The organism is uncultured Algibacter sp. (assembly GCF_963976535.1).
Classification (GTDB): domain Bacteria; phylum Bacteroidota; class Bacteroidia; order Flavobacteriales; family Flavobacteriaceae; genus Algibacter_B.
Map to the genome: position 1 here is coordinate 29,418 of NZ_CAXBLF010000012.1, position 16,353 is coordinate 45,770.

Consider the following 16,353-nt stretch of genomic DNA (forward strand, 5'->3'; position numbering starts at 1 on the left):
ACTAGAAATTTGCTGTCAAACTGATGTGTATTTTAGAATTGGAGAGTTTAAATTGGGTATTCTCATTTTTTCCATTAGCGTAATTAAATTTCAATAGCCCCGCTTTTGTAAGTATTCCAAACCCAAAGCCGTATCCAAACAGTTTTTCCTTAGAGTTGGATATTTTATTTTCAAAATATGCAGCATCAATAATACTATGTACATAGATTGAATTGCTTAGTTGATATCTATATTCTGTATTTATTACACTGTAAAGCGAAGCATAGAGACTGTTTTCTTCAAACCCTCTAATAGAATTAATGCCTCCAAATCTTAGGAGTTCATTTTCAAAATAGGTATCAGTAATCAAATTAGAGCCATTGACTCTTATAAAAAAACTGTTTTTTTTGTTTAATGCGAAAATTTTTAATGCGTCAATGGTATATTGTGATTGATTTTCAGAATTTGAGGACGTTTTTCTTTCTCCGAATCCTGCTTCTAAATAAAATTTTGATTTTATTGGAAAAAGGATATTGTTAGGTTGTGGTTTTAAAAATTGATATGCTATAGTGTAATGTTGGGTTTTGTAATCTGATATAATTGAGCTTAGGTTTTCGGTAAGAAGATTGTTTGACTCTGTTGAAACAATACCAACATACATTTTGTTTTTGGAATTTAATTGATAATGTAATCGAGCAGACTGATTAATTGTTGTGAATGAAGAGTCTCTTTTAAAAATCCTTAATAGTAAGTCTGCGCCAATTGGTGTTTTAAATAAATAAGGCAACGAAACGTCGGCTTCAAAGGTTTTTTGTTCGTTTTCATCACTCTTATATAACAATCTAAATGACTCTCCAAAATTTAAATTATTAATAAGATTCAAATTTAAGTAACCGTCAAATTCTAATCTATTGGTTTCTTCATTGGTTCCAAATCCTAAAAAACCATCAAAAGCATTGCTTTTAGATTTTTCAAGATATAGATATAAGGTTGTTGAATCTTTCGAAAATAATACCTCTGGCGATTTAATCTCATTTGCGAAATTCAAATTATTTAATTGTTCGGTTTTATCTTTAATGGTGTTTAAGTCGAAAACTTGATTAGATTTTATTTTTAGAAAGTGTTTTAGATAGGATTCAGGAAATTTTTCATAGCCTTTAATAACGATATCATTGATGATTCTTTTTCTTTCAAAGGCGTCAATACTTAATTGAGCTTTCAAACTTAAAGAATCTTTAATCTTGATATCAGATAATTGTAATTTGGAAAATGGAAACCCTTTTTTTGAAATTTCAGCATTAATAAAATTTAGCGTATGCTCAACTTCAGAAAATTTCAGAATAAAATAATCATCAAATACGTCTTTTGATACTAAGTTTAAAACAGATGAGTCAATATTGTTTTTATTGTAGTATATATATATGGTGTTGAATTTGTTTTTTAAATGAATTTGAGAATAGAAGGCAGTGTCGTTTGTTTTCTTCAAAGGTGTTATCTCATTTTCAATATAGCCTATTTTGAAAAGGGTCTTTTGTATAGTGTCTACTTCAGATTGGATGGACTTGAAATCACTATGAATTTTTAAATACCCCAAAGAATCTATCATACGAGTTTCTACTTCATTTTTGCCGTCAATTTTTAATGTTAAATTTTGACAAACACCTTCCATAGAAAAAAGGATACATATAATAAGGATAAAAAAAGAAGTTTTTTGCACGTTTAAGAATACGGTTTTGTAAATTAAATTCCAAAGGTTAAATCTCATCCCGATAACTATCGGGACCAAAAGTTTATGTTGTGTCCTACTGCATGCTGTTAACTGCATACTACCGACTTTATTTCATTGTAAATCTAACGGAAAATCTAGGGTAATAATATAGCTAATGTTATTATTTTTAAAAACTCTTAAAAATTAACCAATTAGGGTTTGAATTATTCATTTTAATTTCTACCTTTGCAGCCCTCTTAAAAAGAGGATAATAAAATTTATATATATTATATATGCCAACAATTTCGCAATTAGTAAGAAAAGGAAGAGCCAAAATAACCAAGAAGAGTAAATCGGCTGCTTTAGATTCTTGTCCGCAAAGACGTGGTGTGTGTACTCGTGTTTACACAACGACTCCTAAAAAACCTAACTCAGCAATGCGTAAGGTAGCAAGGGTTCGTTTAACAAACGGTAACGAGGTTAATGCATACATCGGTGGTGAAGGACACAATCTGCAAGAGCACTCGATAGTATTGGTTAGAGGTGGAAGGGTAAAAGATTTACCAGGAGTTAGATATCACATTGTACGTGGTGCTTTAGACACAGCAGGTGTTTCAGGTAGAACGCAACGTAGATCTAAGTATGGTGCTAAACGCCCTAAGAAGTAAAATTAAAGTTAGAAGTTGGAAGCTCGAAGTTGGAAGTTTAAATTCTAACGGCTAAAGACTAAAAACTAAAAAACTCAAAAAGAAGACATGAGAAAAAGAGCAGCAAAAAAGAGACCGCTTTTACCGGATCCACGTTTTAACGACCAGTTAGTAACTCGTTTCGTTAACATGATGATGTGGGATGGGAAAAAGTCTGTCGCTTTTAAAGTATTCTATGATGCCATTGACATTGTAGACTCAAAAAAAACTGACGAAGAAAAAACAGCATTAGAAATCTGGAAAGATGGTTTATCAAATGTGATGCCTCACGTAGAAGTACGTAGTCGACGTGTTGGTGGAGCAACATTCCAAATTCCAATGCAAATTCGTCCAGACCGTAAAGTTTCTACGGCAATGAAATGGCTAATAAGCTATTCTCGTAAAAGAAATGAAAAATCTATGGCGTTGCGTTTAGCTTCAGAAATTTTAGCAGCAGCTAAAGAAGAAGGAGCGGCTGTTAAGAAAAGAGTTGATACTCATAAAATGGCAGAAGCAAATAAAGCATTCTCTCACTTTAGATTTTAATAGGAAATGGCAAGAGATTTAAGATTAACTAGAAATATAGGTATTGCTGCACACATTGATGCAGGAAAAACCACGACTACAGAGCGTATTCTTTATTACACAGGAGTTTCTCATAAAATTGGAGAAGTACATGATGGTGCTGCTACAATGGATTGGATGGAGCAAGAGCAAGAAAGAGGTATTACAATTACTTCTGCTGCTACAACCTGTGAGTGGCAATTTCCAAAAGAAAACGCACAAGTTTTACCAGATACTAAAGATTATCATTTTAACATTATTGACACACCAGGTCACGTTGATTTTACGGTTGAAGTAAACCGTTCTTTACGTGTACTTGATGGTTTAGTATTCTTATTTAGTGCAGTTGATGGTGTTGAGCCACAATCTGAAACTAACTGGAGACTAGCAGATAATTATAAAGTGCCAAGAATTGGTTTCGTAAATAAAATGGATCGTCAAGGTTCTGATTTTATGATGGTTTGTAGCCAAGTTAAAGAAATGTTAGGTTCTAATGCAGTCCCTATCGTTTTGAATATTGGTGATGAAGAAAACTTCAAAGGTATTGTCGATTTAGTAAAAAATAGAGCTATTGTTTGGCATGAAGAAGGAATGGGAGCGACATTTGATGTTGTTGATATTCCTGAAGAGCTTAAAGAAGAAGCGAAAATTTTACGTGCTAAGCTAATTGAAGAAGTAGCGAGCTATGATGAAGACTTACTAGAGAAATTCATGGAAGATGAAGATTCTATTACAGAAGATGAAGTGCACGCTGCGCTTAGAGCTGCTGTAATGGATATGGCTATCATTCCAATGATTTGTGGTTCTGCATTTAAAAATAAAGGGGTACAATTCTTATTAGATGCTGTATGTCGTTATTTACCTTCTCCAATGGATAAAGAAGGTATTGTAGGTGTTAATCCAGATACAGAGAAAAAGGAGCTACGTAAACCAGATGTAAAGGAGCCTTTTGCTGCTTTAGCATTTAAAATTGCTACTGATCCTTTTGTTGGTCGTTTAGCATTTTTCCGCGCCTATTCTGGTCGTTTAGATGCAGGTTCTTATGTGTTGAATAACCGTTCAGGTAAAAAAGAGCGTATTTCTCGTATTTATCAAATGCATGCTAACAAGCAAAATGCAATTGATTATATAGAAGCTGGAGATATTGGAGCTGCTGTTGGATTTAAATCTATCAAAACAGGAGATACACTTTCAGACGAAAAACATCCTATTGTTTTAGAATCTATGGACTTCCCTGATCCAGTAATTGGTATTGCGGTGGAGCCTAAAACGAAAGCAGATGTAGATAAATTGGGAATGGGTTTAGCTAAATTAGCTGAAGAAGATCCTACGTTTACAGTGCGTTCAGATGAAGCTTCAGGACAGACTATTATTTCTGGAATGGGTGAGCTTCACTTAGATGTTATTGTGGATCGTTTACGTCGTGAGTTTAAAGTTGAAGTGAACCAAGGTCAACCACAAGTTGAATATAAAGAAGCTATTACACAAGCTGCAGATCATAGAGAAGTTTATAAAAAACAATCTGGTGGTCGTGGTAAATTTGCCGATATCGTATTTACGGTTGAGCCAGCAGATGAAGGTGTAGTAGGTCTTCAATTTGAATCTGTAATTAAAGGTGGTAACGTTCCTAAGGAATTTATCCCTTCAATTGAAAAAGGATTTAAAATGGCTATGGTTAATGGACCTTTAGCAGGATATGAAATCGATTCTATGAAAGTAACATTGAGAGATGGATCTTACCATGATGTGGATTCTGATCAGTTATCGTTCGAATTAGCTGCTAAGTTAGGATTTAAAAATTGTGCTAAAGCTGCAAAAGCAGTCATCATGGAACCTATAATGAAACTTGAGGTTATTACACCTGAAGAAAATATGGGTGATATCGTTGGAGATTTAAATCGTCGTCGTGGACAAATGAGTGATATGGGTGACAGAGCAGGTGCAAAAACTGTAAAAGCTACTGTGCCATTATCTGAAATGTTTGGATATGTAACCACATTAAGAACATTATCATCAGGTCGTGCAACATCAACAATGGAATTTTCACATTATGCTGAAACACCTTCAAGTATATCTGAAGAGGTTATTAAAGCAGCTAAAGGAGAACAATCTTAAAAGTTAAGAACATGAGTCAAAAAATCAGAATAAAATTAAAGTCTTACGATCATAACTTAGTAGATAAGTCTGCTGAAAAGATTGTAAAAACAGTAAAAAGTACGGGAGCCGTTGTAACTGGACCAATTCCATTACCAACTCACAAGAAAATTTTCACTGTATTACGTTCTCCACACGTAAACAAGAAATCAAGAGAACAATTTCAATTAAGCTCTTATAAGCGTTTACTTGATATCTACTCTTCGTCATCAAAAACAATTGATGCGTTAATGAAACTTGAATTACCAAGTGGTGTTGAAGTGGAGATTAAGGTGTAATGAAACTTTATTTTCAAGAGCTATTGCGAATTGAAAATAATTAGTTGAATACACCCCGAACTCGGTTCGGGATCTCATGAAAAGATACTGAAACAAGTTCAGTATAAAAAATGTCCTTAACGATGGTTAAGGAAAAACGGTAAAAATACATTCAGGGTTGAAGGTATTTCGACCCTGAAATTTTTTAAATAAGTAAATTAATAACAATGGATTGAAGGTTTAATCAGAATAGTTCTGAAATCATAAATCAACAATCGTAAATCAAAAATTAATATGTCTGGGTTAATTGGAAAAAAAATCGGTATGACCAGCATCTTTGATGACAACGGGAAGAACATTCCTTGTACAGTTATCGAAGTTGGACCATGTATCGTTACCCAAGTCAGAACTGAAGAAGTTGACGGTTATAAAGCTGTTCAATTAGGTTTCGATGACGCGACAGAAAAAAGTGCTACTAAAGCAGACTTAGGTCATGCTAAAAAAGCAGGAACTTCTGTAAAACGCAAAATCGTAGAATTTCAAGGTTTTGATGAGGAGTACAAATTAGGAGATGCAATCACTGTTGATCATTTCACCGAAGGTGAATTTGTTGATGTAGCAGGAACATCTAAAGGTAAAGGATTTCAAGGTGTTGTAAAACGTCATGGTTTCGGTGGTGTAGGTCAAGCTACTCACGGTCAGCATAACCGTTTAAGAGCGCCAGGTTCTATTGGAGCTGCATCTTACCCTGCAAGAGTTTTCAAAGGCATGAAAATGGCAGGAAGAATGGGTGGAGACACAGTTAAAGTTCAAAATTTAAGAGTTTTAAAAGTAGTTGCTGAAAAGAATCTACTTGTGGTTAAAGGATGTGTTCCTGGTCACAAAAACGCTTATGTAATTATTAGAAAATAATGAAAATAGCAGTTTTAGATGTAAACGGAAAAGACACAGGTAGAAAGGCAGACCTTTCTAAAGATGTGTTCGCTATTGCCCCTAATAATCATGCAGTATATTTGGATGTTAAACAATATTTAGCAAACCAACGTCAAGGAACTCACAAGTCGAAAGAACGCGCTGAGATATCTGGAAGTACACGTAAGATTAAAAAGCAAAAAGGAACTGGTACAGCAAGAGCAGGTAGTATTAAGTCTGGTATATTTAAAGGTGGTGGTCGTATGTTCGGTCCAAGACCTAGAAATTACAGTTTTAAACTTAATAAAAACTTAAAGCGTTTAGCACGTAAATCGGCCTTAAGTATCAAAGCAGGAGAGCAGTCAATTACAGTTTTAGAAGACTTTAATTTTGACTCTGTAAAGACTAAGAATTTTACAGCGGTTTTAAAGGCTTTAGAGCTTGAAAACAAAAAAACACTCTTTGTGTTGGGTGGCTCAAATAATAACGTATATTTGTCATCGCGCAATTTAAAAAGCTCAGAAGTTATAACATATTCAGAGATAAGCACTTACAAGATTTTAAATGCAAATCAAGTAGTGTTGTTAGAAGGAGCGTTAGCAGGAATTGAAACAAATTTAAGTAAATAGAAACAATGAATATCTTAATTAAACCTATAATCACAGAAAAAGCGACAGCAGATAGCGAGTTAAGAAACTGCTATACTTTCGCAGTGAATAAAAAGGCGAACAAGGTAGAAATCAAAAAAGCGGTGGAAGCTGCTTATGGTGTTTCTGTTGAAAAAGTTCGTACTATAAATGTCCGTCCAGATCGTAGTACTAAGTTTACAAAAACTGGTATTCAACATGGTAAAACAAATGCTGTTAAAAAGGCAATTGTACAACTGGCGGAAGGTGAAATGATTGATTTATACAGTAACATGTAATTAAAGACTAATGTCAGTAAGAAAATTAAAACCAATCACACCAGGACAGCGATTTAGAGTAGTAAACGGCTATGATGCCATTACTACTGATAAGCCGGAAAAGAGTTTACTCGTTCCGAACAAAAGGTCTGGTGGTAGAAACAGTGAAGGAAAAATGACCATGCGCTATATAGGTGGAGGTCATAAGAAAAAGTATCGTATTATCGATTTTAAAAGAGACAAGGCAGGAATTCCTGGTGAAGTTGCTTCAATTCAATACGATCCAAACAGAACCGCTTTTATCGCATTATTGAATTATCAAGATGGCGAAAAGAGATACATTATTGCTCAAAATGGACTTCAGGTTGGGCAAAATGTAGTATCTGGTAAAGAAGGTATAGCTCCAGAAATTGGAAATGCAATGCCATTAAGTGAAATTCCATTAGGAACTATTATTTCTTGTGTAGAGTTACGTCCAGGACAAGGAGCTGTTATGGCTCGTAGCGCTGGTGCTTTTGCTCAGTTAATGGCAAGAGATGGTAAGTTTGCTACTATCAAGTTACCTTCAGGTGAAACAAGATTAATTCTTGCTAACTGTATGGCTACTATAGGTGTTGTATCTAACTCAGATCATCAATTATTAGTTGGTGGTAAAGCAGGTAGAACCAGATGGTTAGGAAGAAGACCACGTACTAGACCAGTAGTGATGAATCCAGTTGATCACCCAATGGGTGGAGGTGAAGGTAAATCTTCAGGTGGACATCCTCGTTCTAGAAACGGTATACCAGCTAAAGGTTTCAGAACGCGTTCTAAGACTAAAGCAAGTAATAAATATATTGTAGAACGTAGAAAGAAATAAGACATGGCAAGATCATTAAAAAAAGGACCTTACGTTCATTATAAATTAGAAAAAAAAGTAGCTGTTAATGTTGAAGCTAACAAAAAGACAGTAATCAAAACGTGGTCTAGAGCCTCTATGATTACTCCAGATTTTGTTGGACAAACTATAGCTGTACACAATGGCCGTCAATTTGTTCCAGTATATGTTACTGAAAACATGGTAGGTCATAAATTAGGAGAATTTTCACCAACACGTTCATTCCGTGGACATGCAGGTGCTAAAAATAAAGGTAAAAAGTAGTAAGCTATGGGAAGTCGTAAAAAACAAATGGCAGACGCTATTAAGGAAGCTAAAAAGCATGTTGCTTTTGCTAAACTTAATAACTGTCCTACATCACCGAGAAAAATGCGTTTAGTAGCCGATTTAGTAAGAGGCGAAAAAGTAGAACATGCACTTAATATCTTAAAATTCAACCAAAAGGAAGCATCTGGTCGTTTAGAAACATTGTTATTGTCTGCAATTGCAAACTGGCAAGCTAAAAACGAAGAGGCTAATATTGAAGAGGCTGAATTGGTGGTAAAAGAGATTACAGTTGATAGCGGATCTATGTTAAAGAGATTACGTCCAGCGCCGCAAGGTCGTGCACACAGAATTAGAAAACGTTCAAACCATGTAACAATAGTGGTTGGAGCTAACAATAACACACAAGCTTAATAGAGTATGGGACAAAAGACAAATCCAATCGGAAATCGCTTAGGAATTATCAGAGGATGGGAATCTAACTGGTATGGAGGAAACGATTATGGTGATAAACTTGCCGAAGACGATAAGATTAGAAAATACGTTCACGCGCGTTTATCTAAAGCTAGTGTTAGTAGAGTAATCATCGAGAGAACTTTAAAACTTGTAACCGTTACTATCACAACGGCTCGTCCAGGTATCATTATTGGTAAAGGCGGTCAAGAGGTAGACAAGTTAAAAGAAGAACTTAAGAAAATTACTGGTAAAGAAGTTCAGATTAACATCTTTGAAATTAAAAGACCTGAACTTGATGCATTTTTAGTAGGATCAAGCATCGCTCGTCAAATTGAAAATAGAATTTCATACAGACGTGCAATTAAGATGGCGATTGCTGCTACAATGCGTATGAATGCTGAAGGCATTAAAATCCAAATTAGTGGACGTTTAAATGGTGCTGAAATGGCACGATCTGAACACTACAAAGAAGGACGTATTCCTTTATCAACTTTCAGAGCCGATATTGATTATGCTTTAGTTGAGGCGCACACTACTTATGGTAGATTGGGTGTTAAAGTATGGATCATGAAAGGTGAAGTATATGGTAAAAGAGAACTTTCTCCGCTTGTTGGATTGTCTAAGAAGCAAGGAAAAGGTGGACCAGGAAGAGGTGGAAATAAAGGACCTCGTCGTAGAAAGTAATTTTTTATAAAGTAAAGAAAAATGTTACAGCCTAAAAGAACAAAATTTCGTAAACAACAAAAAGGACGTATGAAGGGGAACTCAGGTAGAGGTCACCAACTTTCAAACGGTACTTTTGGAATAAAAGCATTAGATGCAACTTTCATAACATCACGTCAAATTGAAGCAGCTCGTATTGCCGCTACACGTTACATGAAGAGGGAAGGTCAACTTTGGATTAAAGTATTTCCAGACAAGCCTATCACAAAAAAGCCTCTTGAAGTACGTATGGGTAAAGGTAAAGGAGCCGTTGAATATTGGGTAGCTGTATGTAGACCAGGTCGTATTTTATTTGAAATAGGAGGCGTGCCATTAGACGTTGCAAAAGAAGCATTACGTTTAGCAGCACAAAAACTTCCTGTGAAAACTAAGTTTTTAATCGCTAGAGATTACGAAGCATAATTTATTTGATATTATGAAATGAGCTGTTAATAATTTTCATATTTACGAAAAGTATAAATGGCGAATTACATCTGACAAATTTTAAAAAAATAAACATCACAGATGAAACAATCAGAAATTAAAGAATTATCTGTAGCTGAGTTACAAGAGAAACTTGGTGAAACAAAAAAGAGTTATTCAGACCTAAAATTGGCTCATGCAATATCTCCTTTAGAAAATCCAATTCAGCTAAAAGGTATAAGACGTACCGTAGCTAGAATTGCGACTGAATTAACTAAAAGAGAATTACAATAATTCTGCTGAAAGATGGAAACAAGAAATTTAAGAAAAGAACGTATAGGAGTTGTTACTAGTAACAAAATGCAAAAATCAATAGTTGTTGCAGAAGTTAAAAAAGTAAAACACCCTATGTATGGTAAGTTCGTGTTGAAAACGAAAAAATACGTTGCACACGACGAGACAAACGATTGTAACATTGGTGATACAGTAAAGATCATGGAAACAAGACCTTTAAGTAAATCTAAATGTTGGAGATTAGTAGAAATCCTAGAAAGAGCTAAATAATTATGTTACAACAAGAATCAAGAATAAAAGTAGCAGACAATACTGGAGCAAAAGAAGTTTTAGTGATCCGTGTTTTAGGAGGAACTAAAAGAAGATACGCTTCTGTAGGAGACAAAATTGTTGTTTCTGTTAAAGATGCAACTCCTAATGGCAACATTAAGAAAAAAGCAGTTTCTACGGCAGTTGTTGTGCGTACTAAGAAAGAAGTAAGAAGACCAGACGGATCTTATATAAGATTTGATGATAACGCTTGTGTTTTATTAAACCCAACGGGTGAGATGAGGGGTACACGTGTTTTTGGTCCTGTTGCTAGAGAGCTTCGTGATAAACAATTCATGAAGATTGTATCATTAGCACCAGAGGTGCTTTAATACATTAAATGTAAGATGACAAAGCTTAAAATTAAAACTGGAGATACTGTAAAAGTAATTGCTGGAGATCATAAAGGATCTGAAGGGAAAGTACAAAAGGTAATTCTAGAAAAGAACAAGGCGATTGTTGAGGGTGTAAACATGGTGAAGAAACATACTAAACCAAGTGCACAGAATCCTCAAGGTGGAATCGTAGAGAAAGAAGCAGCTATTCATATTTCTAACTTATCATTGTTAACTTCAAAAGGAGAAACAACTAGAGTTGGTTATAGGGTAGAAGGCGACAAAAAAGTAAGATTTTCAACAAAATCTAATGAAGTAATTTAGTTATGGCATATTCACCTAGACTTAAAGAAGAGTATAAAAGCAGAGTAATTGCAGCTCTTACAGACGAATTTGGATATAAGAATGTAATGCAAGTTCCTAAACTTACTAAGATAGTAATATCTAAAGGTGTTGGAGCAGCCGTTGCAGACAAAAAGTTAATCGACTACGCAGTAGAAGAAGTAACTACTATATCTGGACAAAAAGCAATATCTACATTATCAAAAAAGGATGTTGCAGCATTTAAATTACGTAAAGGAATGCCAATTGGTGTTAAAGTAACTTTACGTGGTGAAAGAATGTATGAGTTTTTAGACCGTTTGGTAACTTCTGCACTTCCACGTGTTAGAGATTTTAACGGAATAAAAGCTACAGGATTTGATGGACGTGGTAACTACAATTTAGGAGTTACTGAACAAATTATCTTCCCAGAAATTAACATTGATAAAGTGAACAAGATTTCCGGTATGGATATCACATTTGTAACAACTGCAGATACTGATAAAGAAGCAAAATCATTATTAACCGAATTAGGATTACCTTTTCAAAAGAACTAAGATATGGCTAAAGAATCAATGAAAGCCCGTGAGGTAAAAAGAGCTAAAACAGTAGCTAAGTATGCTGAAAAACGTAAAGCTTTAAAAGAGGCTGGAGATTATGAAGCATTACAAAAGTTACCTAAAAATGCTTCTCCAGTTCGTATGCATAATAGATGTAAAATTACGGGAAGACCAAAAGGATACATGAGAACTTTTGGAGTTTCACGTGTAACTTTTAGAGAAATGGCCAATCAAGGTCTTATCCCTGGAGTTAGAAAAGCTAGTTGGTAATATTATTTAAATAATCGGGTTTAAGGTTCGGAATAGTTCGAAAACCAAAACCACAAAATCAATTCATTATGTACTCAGATCCAATTGCGGATTTTTTGACAAGAATTAGAAATGCAGTGCGTGCCAACCACAGAGTGGTAGAAATCCCTGCTTCTAATCTTAAAAAAGACATTACTAAAATTTTATTCGAACAAGGATATATTTTAAGTTACAAGTTTGATGATTCTTCTGTACAAGGTACTATTAAAATAGCCCTTAAGTATAACAAAGAAACTAAAGAATCAGTAATTAAAAAACTTCAAAGAATTAGTACACCAGGTTTACGTTTGTATTCTGGGTCTAATGATTTACCACGTATCTTAAACGGTTTAGGTATTGCCATTGTTTCAACTTCTCATGGAGTTATGACAGGTAAACAAGCCAAAAGAGATAATGTAGGTGGAGAAGTTTTGTGTTACGTTTACTAATTTAAAGCCAGAAAGAAATGTCAAGAATAGGAAATAATCCAGTAGCCATTCCAGAAGGTGTAACAGTAGATGTTAAAGATAGCGTTGTAACTGTAAAAGGAAAATTAGGAGAATTAACACAAAGTTACGACTCAGTTGAAATAAAAATAGAAGAAGGAAATGTTTTAGTAACACGTTCTTCTGATACTAAAGATCAAAAAGCAAAACATGGTTTATATAGATCATTAATGCATAATATGATTGAAGGTGTATCTAAAGGATGGACTAAAGAGTTAGAGCTGGTAGGTGTTGGTTATAGAGCATCAAACCAAGGACAAAAATTAGATTTAGCCTTAGGATTTTCTCATAACATTGTTTTGAATATTGCTCCAGAAGTGAGAGTGGAGACTATATCAGAAAAAGGAAAGAATCCAATTGTTAAACTAACATCATTCGATAAACAACTTGTTGGTCAAGTAGCTGCGAAGATCCGTGGATTTAGAAAACCTGAACCTTACAAAGGAAAAGGAATCAAGTTTGTTGGTGAAGAAATAAGAAGAAAAGCAGGTAAATCAGCGTAGTAGAATTTGCGATTGTAGATTTTAGAGTTACGAATTATAAAGTAAATCAAAAATCAAAAATCGTTAATCCAAAATCGTAAATCAAAATGGCATTAACAAAGAACGAAAGAAGACTAAGAATAAAAAACAGAATCCGTAAGGTCGTTTCTGGTACAGAAACAAGACCTAGATTAGCTGTTTATAGAAGTAATAAAGAAATTTATGCTCAAATAGTTGATGATGTAACTGGTAATACTATCAGTGCAGCATCTTCAAGAGATAAAGATATTAGTTCTGCGAAAGCAACTAAATCAGAGGTAGCTAAATTAGTAGGTAAATCACTTGCTGAAAAAGCTTTAAAAGCAGGTGTAGAAACTATAGCTTTTGATAGAGGTGGATATTTATACCACGGTAGAGTAAAATCATTAGCTGAAGGCGCTAGAGAAGCCGGACTTAAATTCTAAGAAATTATGTTTAAAAAATATAAAAGTGCAGAATTAGTAAAACCAGGTGGATTAGATCTAAAAGATCGTTTAGTTGGTGTTCAAAGAGTTACAAAAGTAACTAAAGGTGGTAGAGCATTTGGTTTTTCAGCAATTGTAGTGGTTGGTGATGAAGCTGGTGTTGTAGGACAAGGTTTAGGGAAATCTAAAGACGTTGCGAGTGCAATTGCAAAAGCGGTTGAAGATGCTAAGAAAAACCTAGTTAGAATTCCTATTATTAAAGGAACGTTACCACATGAGCAAAAAGGTAAATACGGTGGAGCTAGAGTAAATATTATTCCTGCTGCCCCTGGTACAGGTGTAATTGCTGGTGGTGCTGTTAGAACAGTACTTGAGGCAGTTGGTGTACACGATGTATTATCAAAATCTCAAGGATCTTCAAATCCTCATAATGTAGTAAAAGCAACTTTTGATGCTTTATTACAATTAAGAGATGCTAACGCAATTGCTAAAGATAGAGGTATAACACTTGAACAAGTTTTTAACGCTTAATACAGACAGAGATGGCAAAGATTAAAGTAACAAAAGTTAAAAGCGCAATCAATCGTCCGCAAAGACAAAAAAGAATTCTGGAAGCTCTAGGTCTTAGAAAGATTGGTCAAGTAAAAGAGCATGAAGCTACACCAAATATTCTTGGTATGGTTGCTAAAGTTTCACATTTAGTTTCTGTAGAAGAAGCTTAAAAATATAAACTGAAAATGGATTTAAGTAATTTAAAACCTGCAGAAGGTTCAGTAAAAAACCAAGGTAAAAGAATAGGTAGAGGACAAGGGTCTGGTAAAGGTGGTACGGCAACTCGTGGTCACAAAGGAGCTAAATCTCGTTCTGGTTATTCTAAGAAACTAGGATTTGAAGGTGGGCAAATGCCACTTCAAAGACGTGTTCCTAAATTTGGTTTTACTAACATTAACCGTGTTGAATATCAAGGTATCAATTTAGATACATTACAACAATTGGTGGATGATAAGAAAATAAAAGGGACAGTAGATTTTGAAATTTTATTCTCTAACGGTTTAGCTGGAAAAAATGATCTAGTTAAAATTTTAGGTAGAGGTGAGTTAAAATCAAAATTAAAAGTATCTGCTCATAAGTTTACTGCTTCAGCAAAAGCTGCTATTGAAGGTGCTGGAGGAGAAGCTGTAACTATATAAGACATTTTATAAGTATGAAATTTATAGAATCAATAAAGAATGTTTGGAAAATAGAAGAACTAAGAAACAGAATCATAGTTACACTTGGTCTATTATTAGTTTATCGTTTTGGTGCTCAAGTAGTATTACCAGGTATTGATGCATCTCAATTAGGAGGGTTAGCAGAAAAAACAGACAGTGGTTTGTTAGGTCTACTTAACGCTTTTACTGGAGGAGCATTTGCTAATGCTTCGGTTTTCGCACTAGGTATCATGCCTTACATTTCTGCTTCTATTGTTGTACAGCTAATGGGTATTGCTATCCCTTACTTGCAAAAGTTGCAAAAAGAGGGAGCAAGTGGGCAGAAGAAAATCAATCAAATTACACGTTGGTTAACTATTGCAATTACTTTATTACAAGCACCTGGTTATTTGGCAAGCTTACCAGCTTTAGGAATTCCTTCATCGGCATTCTTATTAGGAACTGGGCCATTGTTTTATTTCTCTTCTGTCACTATTTTAGTAACTGGAACTATTTTCGCCATGTGGTTGGGAGAAAAAATCACAGACAAAGGTATTGGTAATGGTATTTCATTATTAATTATGGTAGGTATTATTGCTACTTTACCACAAGCATTCTTACAGAATTCGGCTACTAGATTAGAAGGTGGTGGAAATGGAGGTTTGATGATGGTATTAATAGAAATGGTTATTTGGTTTGTTATCATCCTAGCATCTATTATGTTAGTAATGGGCGTTAGAAAGATAGCGGTACAATATGCCAGAAGAACGGCCTCTGGTGGTTACGAAAAAAGTGCCATGGCAGGTTCTAGACAGTATATTCCTTTAAAACTAAACGCATCTGGAGTTATGCCAATTATATTTGCTCAAGCTATTATGTTTGTGCCTAGTTTAATTGGAGGCTCGTCTTTCTTAAAAGAAACAGCTGCTGGAGCATGGATGCAAACAAATTATTCTGATATTTTTGGATTATGGTATAATATAACGTTTGCGCTTTTAATTATTGTATTCACATACTTTTATACGGCAATCACAGTACCAACTAATAAAATGGCAGATGATTTAAAACGTAGTGGTGGTTTTATTCCTGGAATTCGTCCAGGTTCTGAAACATCTGAATATTTAGATAAAATAATGTCTCAAATAACCTTACCAGGTTCGATATTTTTAGCACTTATTGCTGTGTTCCCAGCGTTTATTGTTAAGCTTATTGGCGTACAACAAGGATGGGCTTTATTTTTCGGAGGAACCTCATTATTAATTATGGTGGGAGTTGCAATTGACACTATGCAGCAAATAAATTCTTATTTGTTGAATAGACACTATGATGGTTTGATGAAGACAGGTAAAAATAGAAAAGCAGTAGCTTAATTATTACACTATGGCAAAACAAGCAGCAATAGAGCAAGACGGAACAATTATAGAGGCATTATCAAATGCTATGTTTCGTGTTGAATTAGAAAATGGTCACATTGTGACTGCACATATTTCTGGTAAAATGCGTATGCATTACATTAAATTATTACCAGGGGATAAAGTGAAATTAGAAATGAGTCCTTATGATTTAACTAAGGCTCGAATAACTTATAGATACTAATACGATGAAAGTAAGAGCATCAGTTAAAAAAAGAAGTGCAGATTGTAAAATCGTGCGTAGAAAAGGTAGACTTTACGTGATAAACAAAAAGAATCCTAGATTTAAACAAAGACAAGGGTAAA

The 16,353-nt window shown here is 34.5% G+C and carries 28 protein-coding genes; 27 read left to right on the forward strand and 1 reads right to left on the reverse strand.

Translation table 11 applies throughout. The features are described from left to right. Position 1: 1 nt before the first annotated feature. The gene (locus AAC024_RS05400; RefSeq protein WP_339894193.1) at positions 2-1,696 is read right to left on the reverse strand and encodes a POTRA domain-containing protein; all 1,695 of its coding nucleotides are present in this window, start codon (positions 1,694-1,696) and stop codon (positions 2-4) included. A 284-nt stretch (positions 1,697-1,980) separates the two neighbouring features. On the opposite strand from AAC024_RS05400, the gene rpsL reads away from it, so the two are divergent. The 27 genes from rpsL (at position 1,981) to ykgO (ending at position 16,352) form a co-directional block, all read left to right on the forward strand. Beyond that, complete coding sequence (rpsL, locus tag AAC024_RS05405; protein WP_019386263.1) at positions 1,981-2,355, forward strand: 30S ribosomal protein S12; 375 nt, start codon at positions 1,981-1,983, stop codon at positions 2,353-2,355. Positions 2,356-2,442: 87 nt separating this feature from the next. Continuing rightward, on the forward strand, positions 2,443-2,919 hold the full coding sequence (rpsG, locus tag AAC024_RS05410; protein ID WP_339894194.1) for a 30S ribosomal protein S7: 477 nt from the start codon (positions 2,443-2,445) through the stop codon (positions 2,917-2,919). Between the two features lie 6 nt (positions 2,920-2,925). Next, positions 2,926-5,052, forward strand: coding sequence for an elongation factor G (fusA, locus tag AAC024_RS05415; protein ID WP_339894195.1), 2,127 nt, complete (start codon positions 2,926-2,928; stop codon positions 5,050-5,052). Between the two features lie 11 nt (positions 5,053-5,063). After that, positions 5,064-5,369 carry a 30S ribosomal protein S10 gene (rpsJ, locus tag AAC024_RS05420; RefSeq protein ID WP_010181931.1) on the forward strand — a complete coding sequence of 102 codons (306 nt, stop codon included), beginning with the start codon at positions 5,064-5,066 and terminating at the stop codon, positions 5,367-5,369. 273 nt (positions 5,370-5,642) lie between these two features. Continuing rightward, complete coding sequence (gene rplC, locus AAC024_RS05425; protein WP_339894196.1) at positions 5,643-6,260, forward strand: 50S ribosomal protein L3; 618 nt, start codon at positions 5,643-5,645, stop codon at positions 6,258-6,260. Next, positions 6,260-6,889 (forward strand): 50S ribosomal protein L4, encoded by a 630-nt coding sequence (rplD, locus tag AAC024_RS05430; protein WP_339894197.1) that lies wholly within the window; start codon positions 6,260-6,262, stop codon positions 6,887-6,889. The genes rplC and rplD overlap by 1 nt, the downstream gene beginning before the upstream one ends. A gap of 5 nt (positions 6,890-6,894) precedes the next feature. Continuing rightward, on the forward strand, positions 6,895-7,185 hold the full coding sequence (gene rplW / locus AAC024_RS05435; protein ID WP_339894198.1) for a 50S ribosomal protein L23: 291 nt from the start codon (positions 6,895-6,897) through the stop codon (positions 7,183-7,185). 10 nt (positions 7,186-7,195) lie between these two features. Continuing rightward, on the forward strand, positions 7,196-8,023 hold the full coding sequence (gene rplB, locus AAC024_RS05440) for a 50S ribosomal protein L2 (protein WP_339894199.1): 828 nt from the start codon (positions 7,196-7,198) through the stop codon (positions 8,021-8,023). Positions 8,024-8,026: 3 nt separating this feature from the next. Beyond that, a complete protein-coding gene (gene rpsS, locus AAC024_RS05445) occupies positions 8,027-8,305 on the forward strand; it encodes a 30S ribosomal protein S19 (protein WP_044399704.1) in 279 nt (92 codons plus the stop codon). Positions 8,306-8,311: 6 nt separating this feature from the next. Further along, complete coding sequence (gene rplV, locus AAC024_RS05450) at positions 8,312-8,719, forward strand: 50S ribosomal protein L22 (protein WP_339894200.1); 408 nt, start codon at positions 8,312-8,314, stop codon at positions 8,717-8,719. A gap of 6 nt (positions 8,720-8,725) precedes the next feature. Beyond that, on the forward strand, positions 8,726-9,445 hold the full coding sequence (gene rpsC, locus AAC024_RS05455) for a 30S ribosomal protein S3 (RefSeq protein ID WP_339894201.1): 720 nt from the start codon (positions 8,726-8,728) through the stop codon (positions 9,443-9,445). Between the two features lie 21 nt (positions 9,446-9,466). Continuing rightward, entirely contained in the window at positions 9,467-9,886 is a 420-nt protein-coding gene (gene rplP / locus AAC024_RS05460) for a 50S ribosomal protein L16 (protein ID WP_339894202.1), read from the forward strand. Between the two features lie 102 nt (positions 9,887-9,988). Beyond that, positions 9,989-10,180 carry a 50S ribosomal protein L29 gene (rpmC, locus tag AAC024_RS05465; protein ID WP_339894203.1) on the forward strand — a complete coding sequence of 64 codons (192 nt, stop codon included), beginning with the start codon at positions 9,989-9,991 and terminating at the stop codon, positions 10,178-10,180. A gap of 12 nt (positions 10,181-10,192) precedes the next feature. Beyond that, complete coding sequence (gene rpsQ, locus AAC024_RS05470) at positions 10,193-10,450, forward strand: 30S ribosomal protein S17 (protein WP_019386276.1); 258 nt, start codon at positions 10,193-10,195, stop codon at positions 10,448-10,450. 2 nt (positions 10,451-10,452) lie between these two features. Next, on the forward strand, positions 10,453-10,821 hold the full coding sequence (gene rplN, locus AAC024_RS05475; RefSeq protein ID WP_069831953.1) for a 50S ribosomal protein L14: 369 nt from the start codon (positions 10,453-10,455) through the stop codon (positions 10,819-10,821). 15 nt (positions 10,822-10,836) lie between these two features. After that, positions 10,837-11,148 (forward strand): 50S ribosomal protein L24, encoded by a 312-nt coding sequence (gene rplX / locus AAC024_RS05480; protein ID WP_339894204.1) that lies wholly within the window; start codon positions 10,837-10,839, stop codon positions 11,146-11,148. A 2-nt stretch (positions 11,149-11,150) separates the two neighbouring features. Continuing rightward, positions 11,151-11,702 carry a 50S ribosomal protein L5 gene (gene rplE / locus AAC024_RS05485; protein ID WP_339894205.1) on the forward strand — a complete coding sequence of 184 codons (552 nt, stop codon included), beginning with the start codon at positions 11,151-11,153 and terminating at the stop codon, positions 11,700-11,702. A 3-nt stretch (positions 11,703-11,705) separates the two neighbouring features. Further along, positions 11,706-11,975 (forward strand): 30S ribosomal protein S14, encoded by a 270-nt coding sequence (rpsN, locus tag AAC024_RS05490; RefSeq protein WP_339894206.1) that lies wholly within the window; start codon positions 11,706-11,708, stop codon positions 11,973-11,975. Positions 11,976-12,043: 68 nt separating this feature from the next. Next, positions 12,044-12,442, forward strand: coding sequence for a 30S ribosomal protein S8 (gene rpsH / locus AAC024_RS05495; protein ID WP_339894207.1), 399 nt, complete (start codon positions 12,044-12,046; stop codon positions 12,440-12,442). 17 nt (positions 12,443-12,459) lie between these two features. Beyond that, positions 12,460-13,002 carry a 50S ribosomal protein L6 gene (rplF, locus tag AAC024_RS05500; protein WP_339894208.1) on the forward strand — a complete coding sequence of 181 codons (543 nt, stop codon included), beginning with the start codon at positions 12,460-12,462 and terminating at the stop codon, positions 13,000-13,002. An 86-nt stretch (positions 13,003-13,088) separates the two neighbouring features. Next, positions 13,089-13,445, forward strand: a complete 357-nt coding sequence (gene rplR / locus AAC024_RS05505) for a 50S ribosomal protein L18 (RefSeq protein WP_339894209.1) — start codon at positions 13,089-13,091, stop codon at positions 13,443-13,445. Between the two features lie 6 nt (positions 13,446-13,451). Then, positions 13,452-13,976, forward strand: coding sequence for a 30S ribosomal protein S5 (gene rpsE / locus AAC024_RS05510; RefSeq protein ID WP_339894210.1), 525 nt, complete (start codon positions 13,452-13,454; stop codon positions 13,974-13,976). Positions 13,977-13,987: 11 nt separating this feature from the next. Then, positions 13,988-14,167 (forward strand): 50S ribosomal protein L30, encoded by a 180-nt coding sequence (gene rpmD / locus AAC024_RS05515; RefSeq protein ID WP_339894211.1) that lies wholly within the window; start codon positions 13,988-13,990, stop codon positions 14,165-14,167. Positions 14,168-14,182: 15 nt separating this feature from the next. Next, positions 14,183-14,635: a 50S ribosomal protein L15 gene (gene rplO, locus AAC024_RS05520; RefSeq protein WP_339894212.1), complete on the forward strand. Its 453-nt coding sequence runs from the start codon at positions 14,183-14,185 to the stop codon at positions 14,633-14,635. A gap of 14 nt (positions 14,636-14,649) precedes the next feature. Then, entirely contained in the window at positions 14,650-16,005 is a 1,356-nt protein-coding gene (secY, locus tag AAC024_RS05525; RefSeq protein ID WP_339894213.1) for a preprotein translocase subunit SecY, read from the forward strand. A gap of 10 nt (positions 16,006-16,015) precedes the next feature. Beyond that, complete coding sequence (infA, locus tag AAC024_RS05530) at positions 16,016-16,231, forward strand: translation initiation factor IF-1 (protein ID WP_007094967.1); 216 nt, start codon at positions 16,016-16,018, stop codon at positions 16,229-16,231. A 4-nt stretch (positions 16,232-16,235) separates the two neighbouring features. Continuing rightward, entirely contained in the window at positions 16,236-16,352 is a 117-nt protein-coding gene (gene ykgO, locus AAC024_RS05535; protein WP_013305171.1) for a type B 50S ribosomal protein L36, read from the forward strand. Position 16,353: the final 1 nt, after the last annotated feature.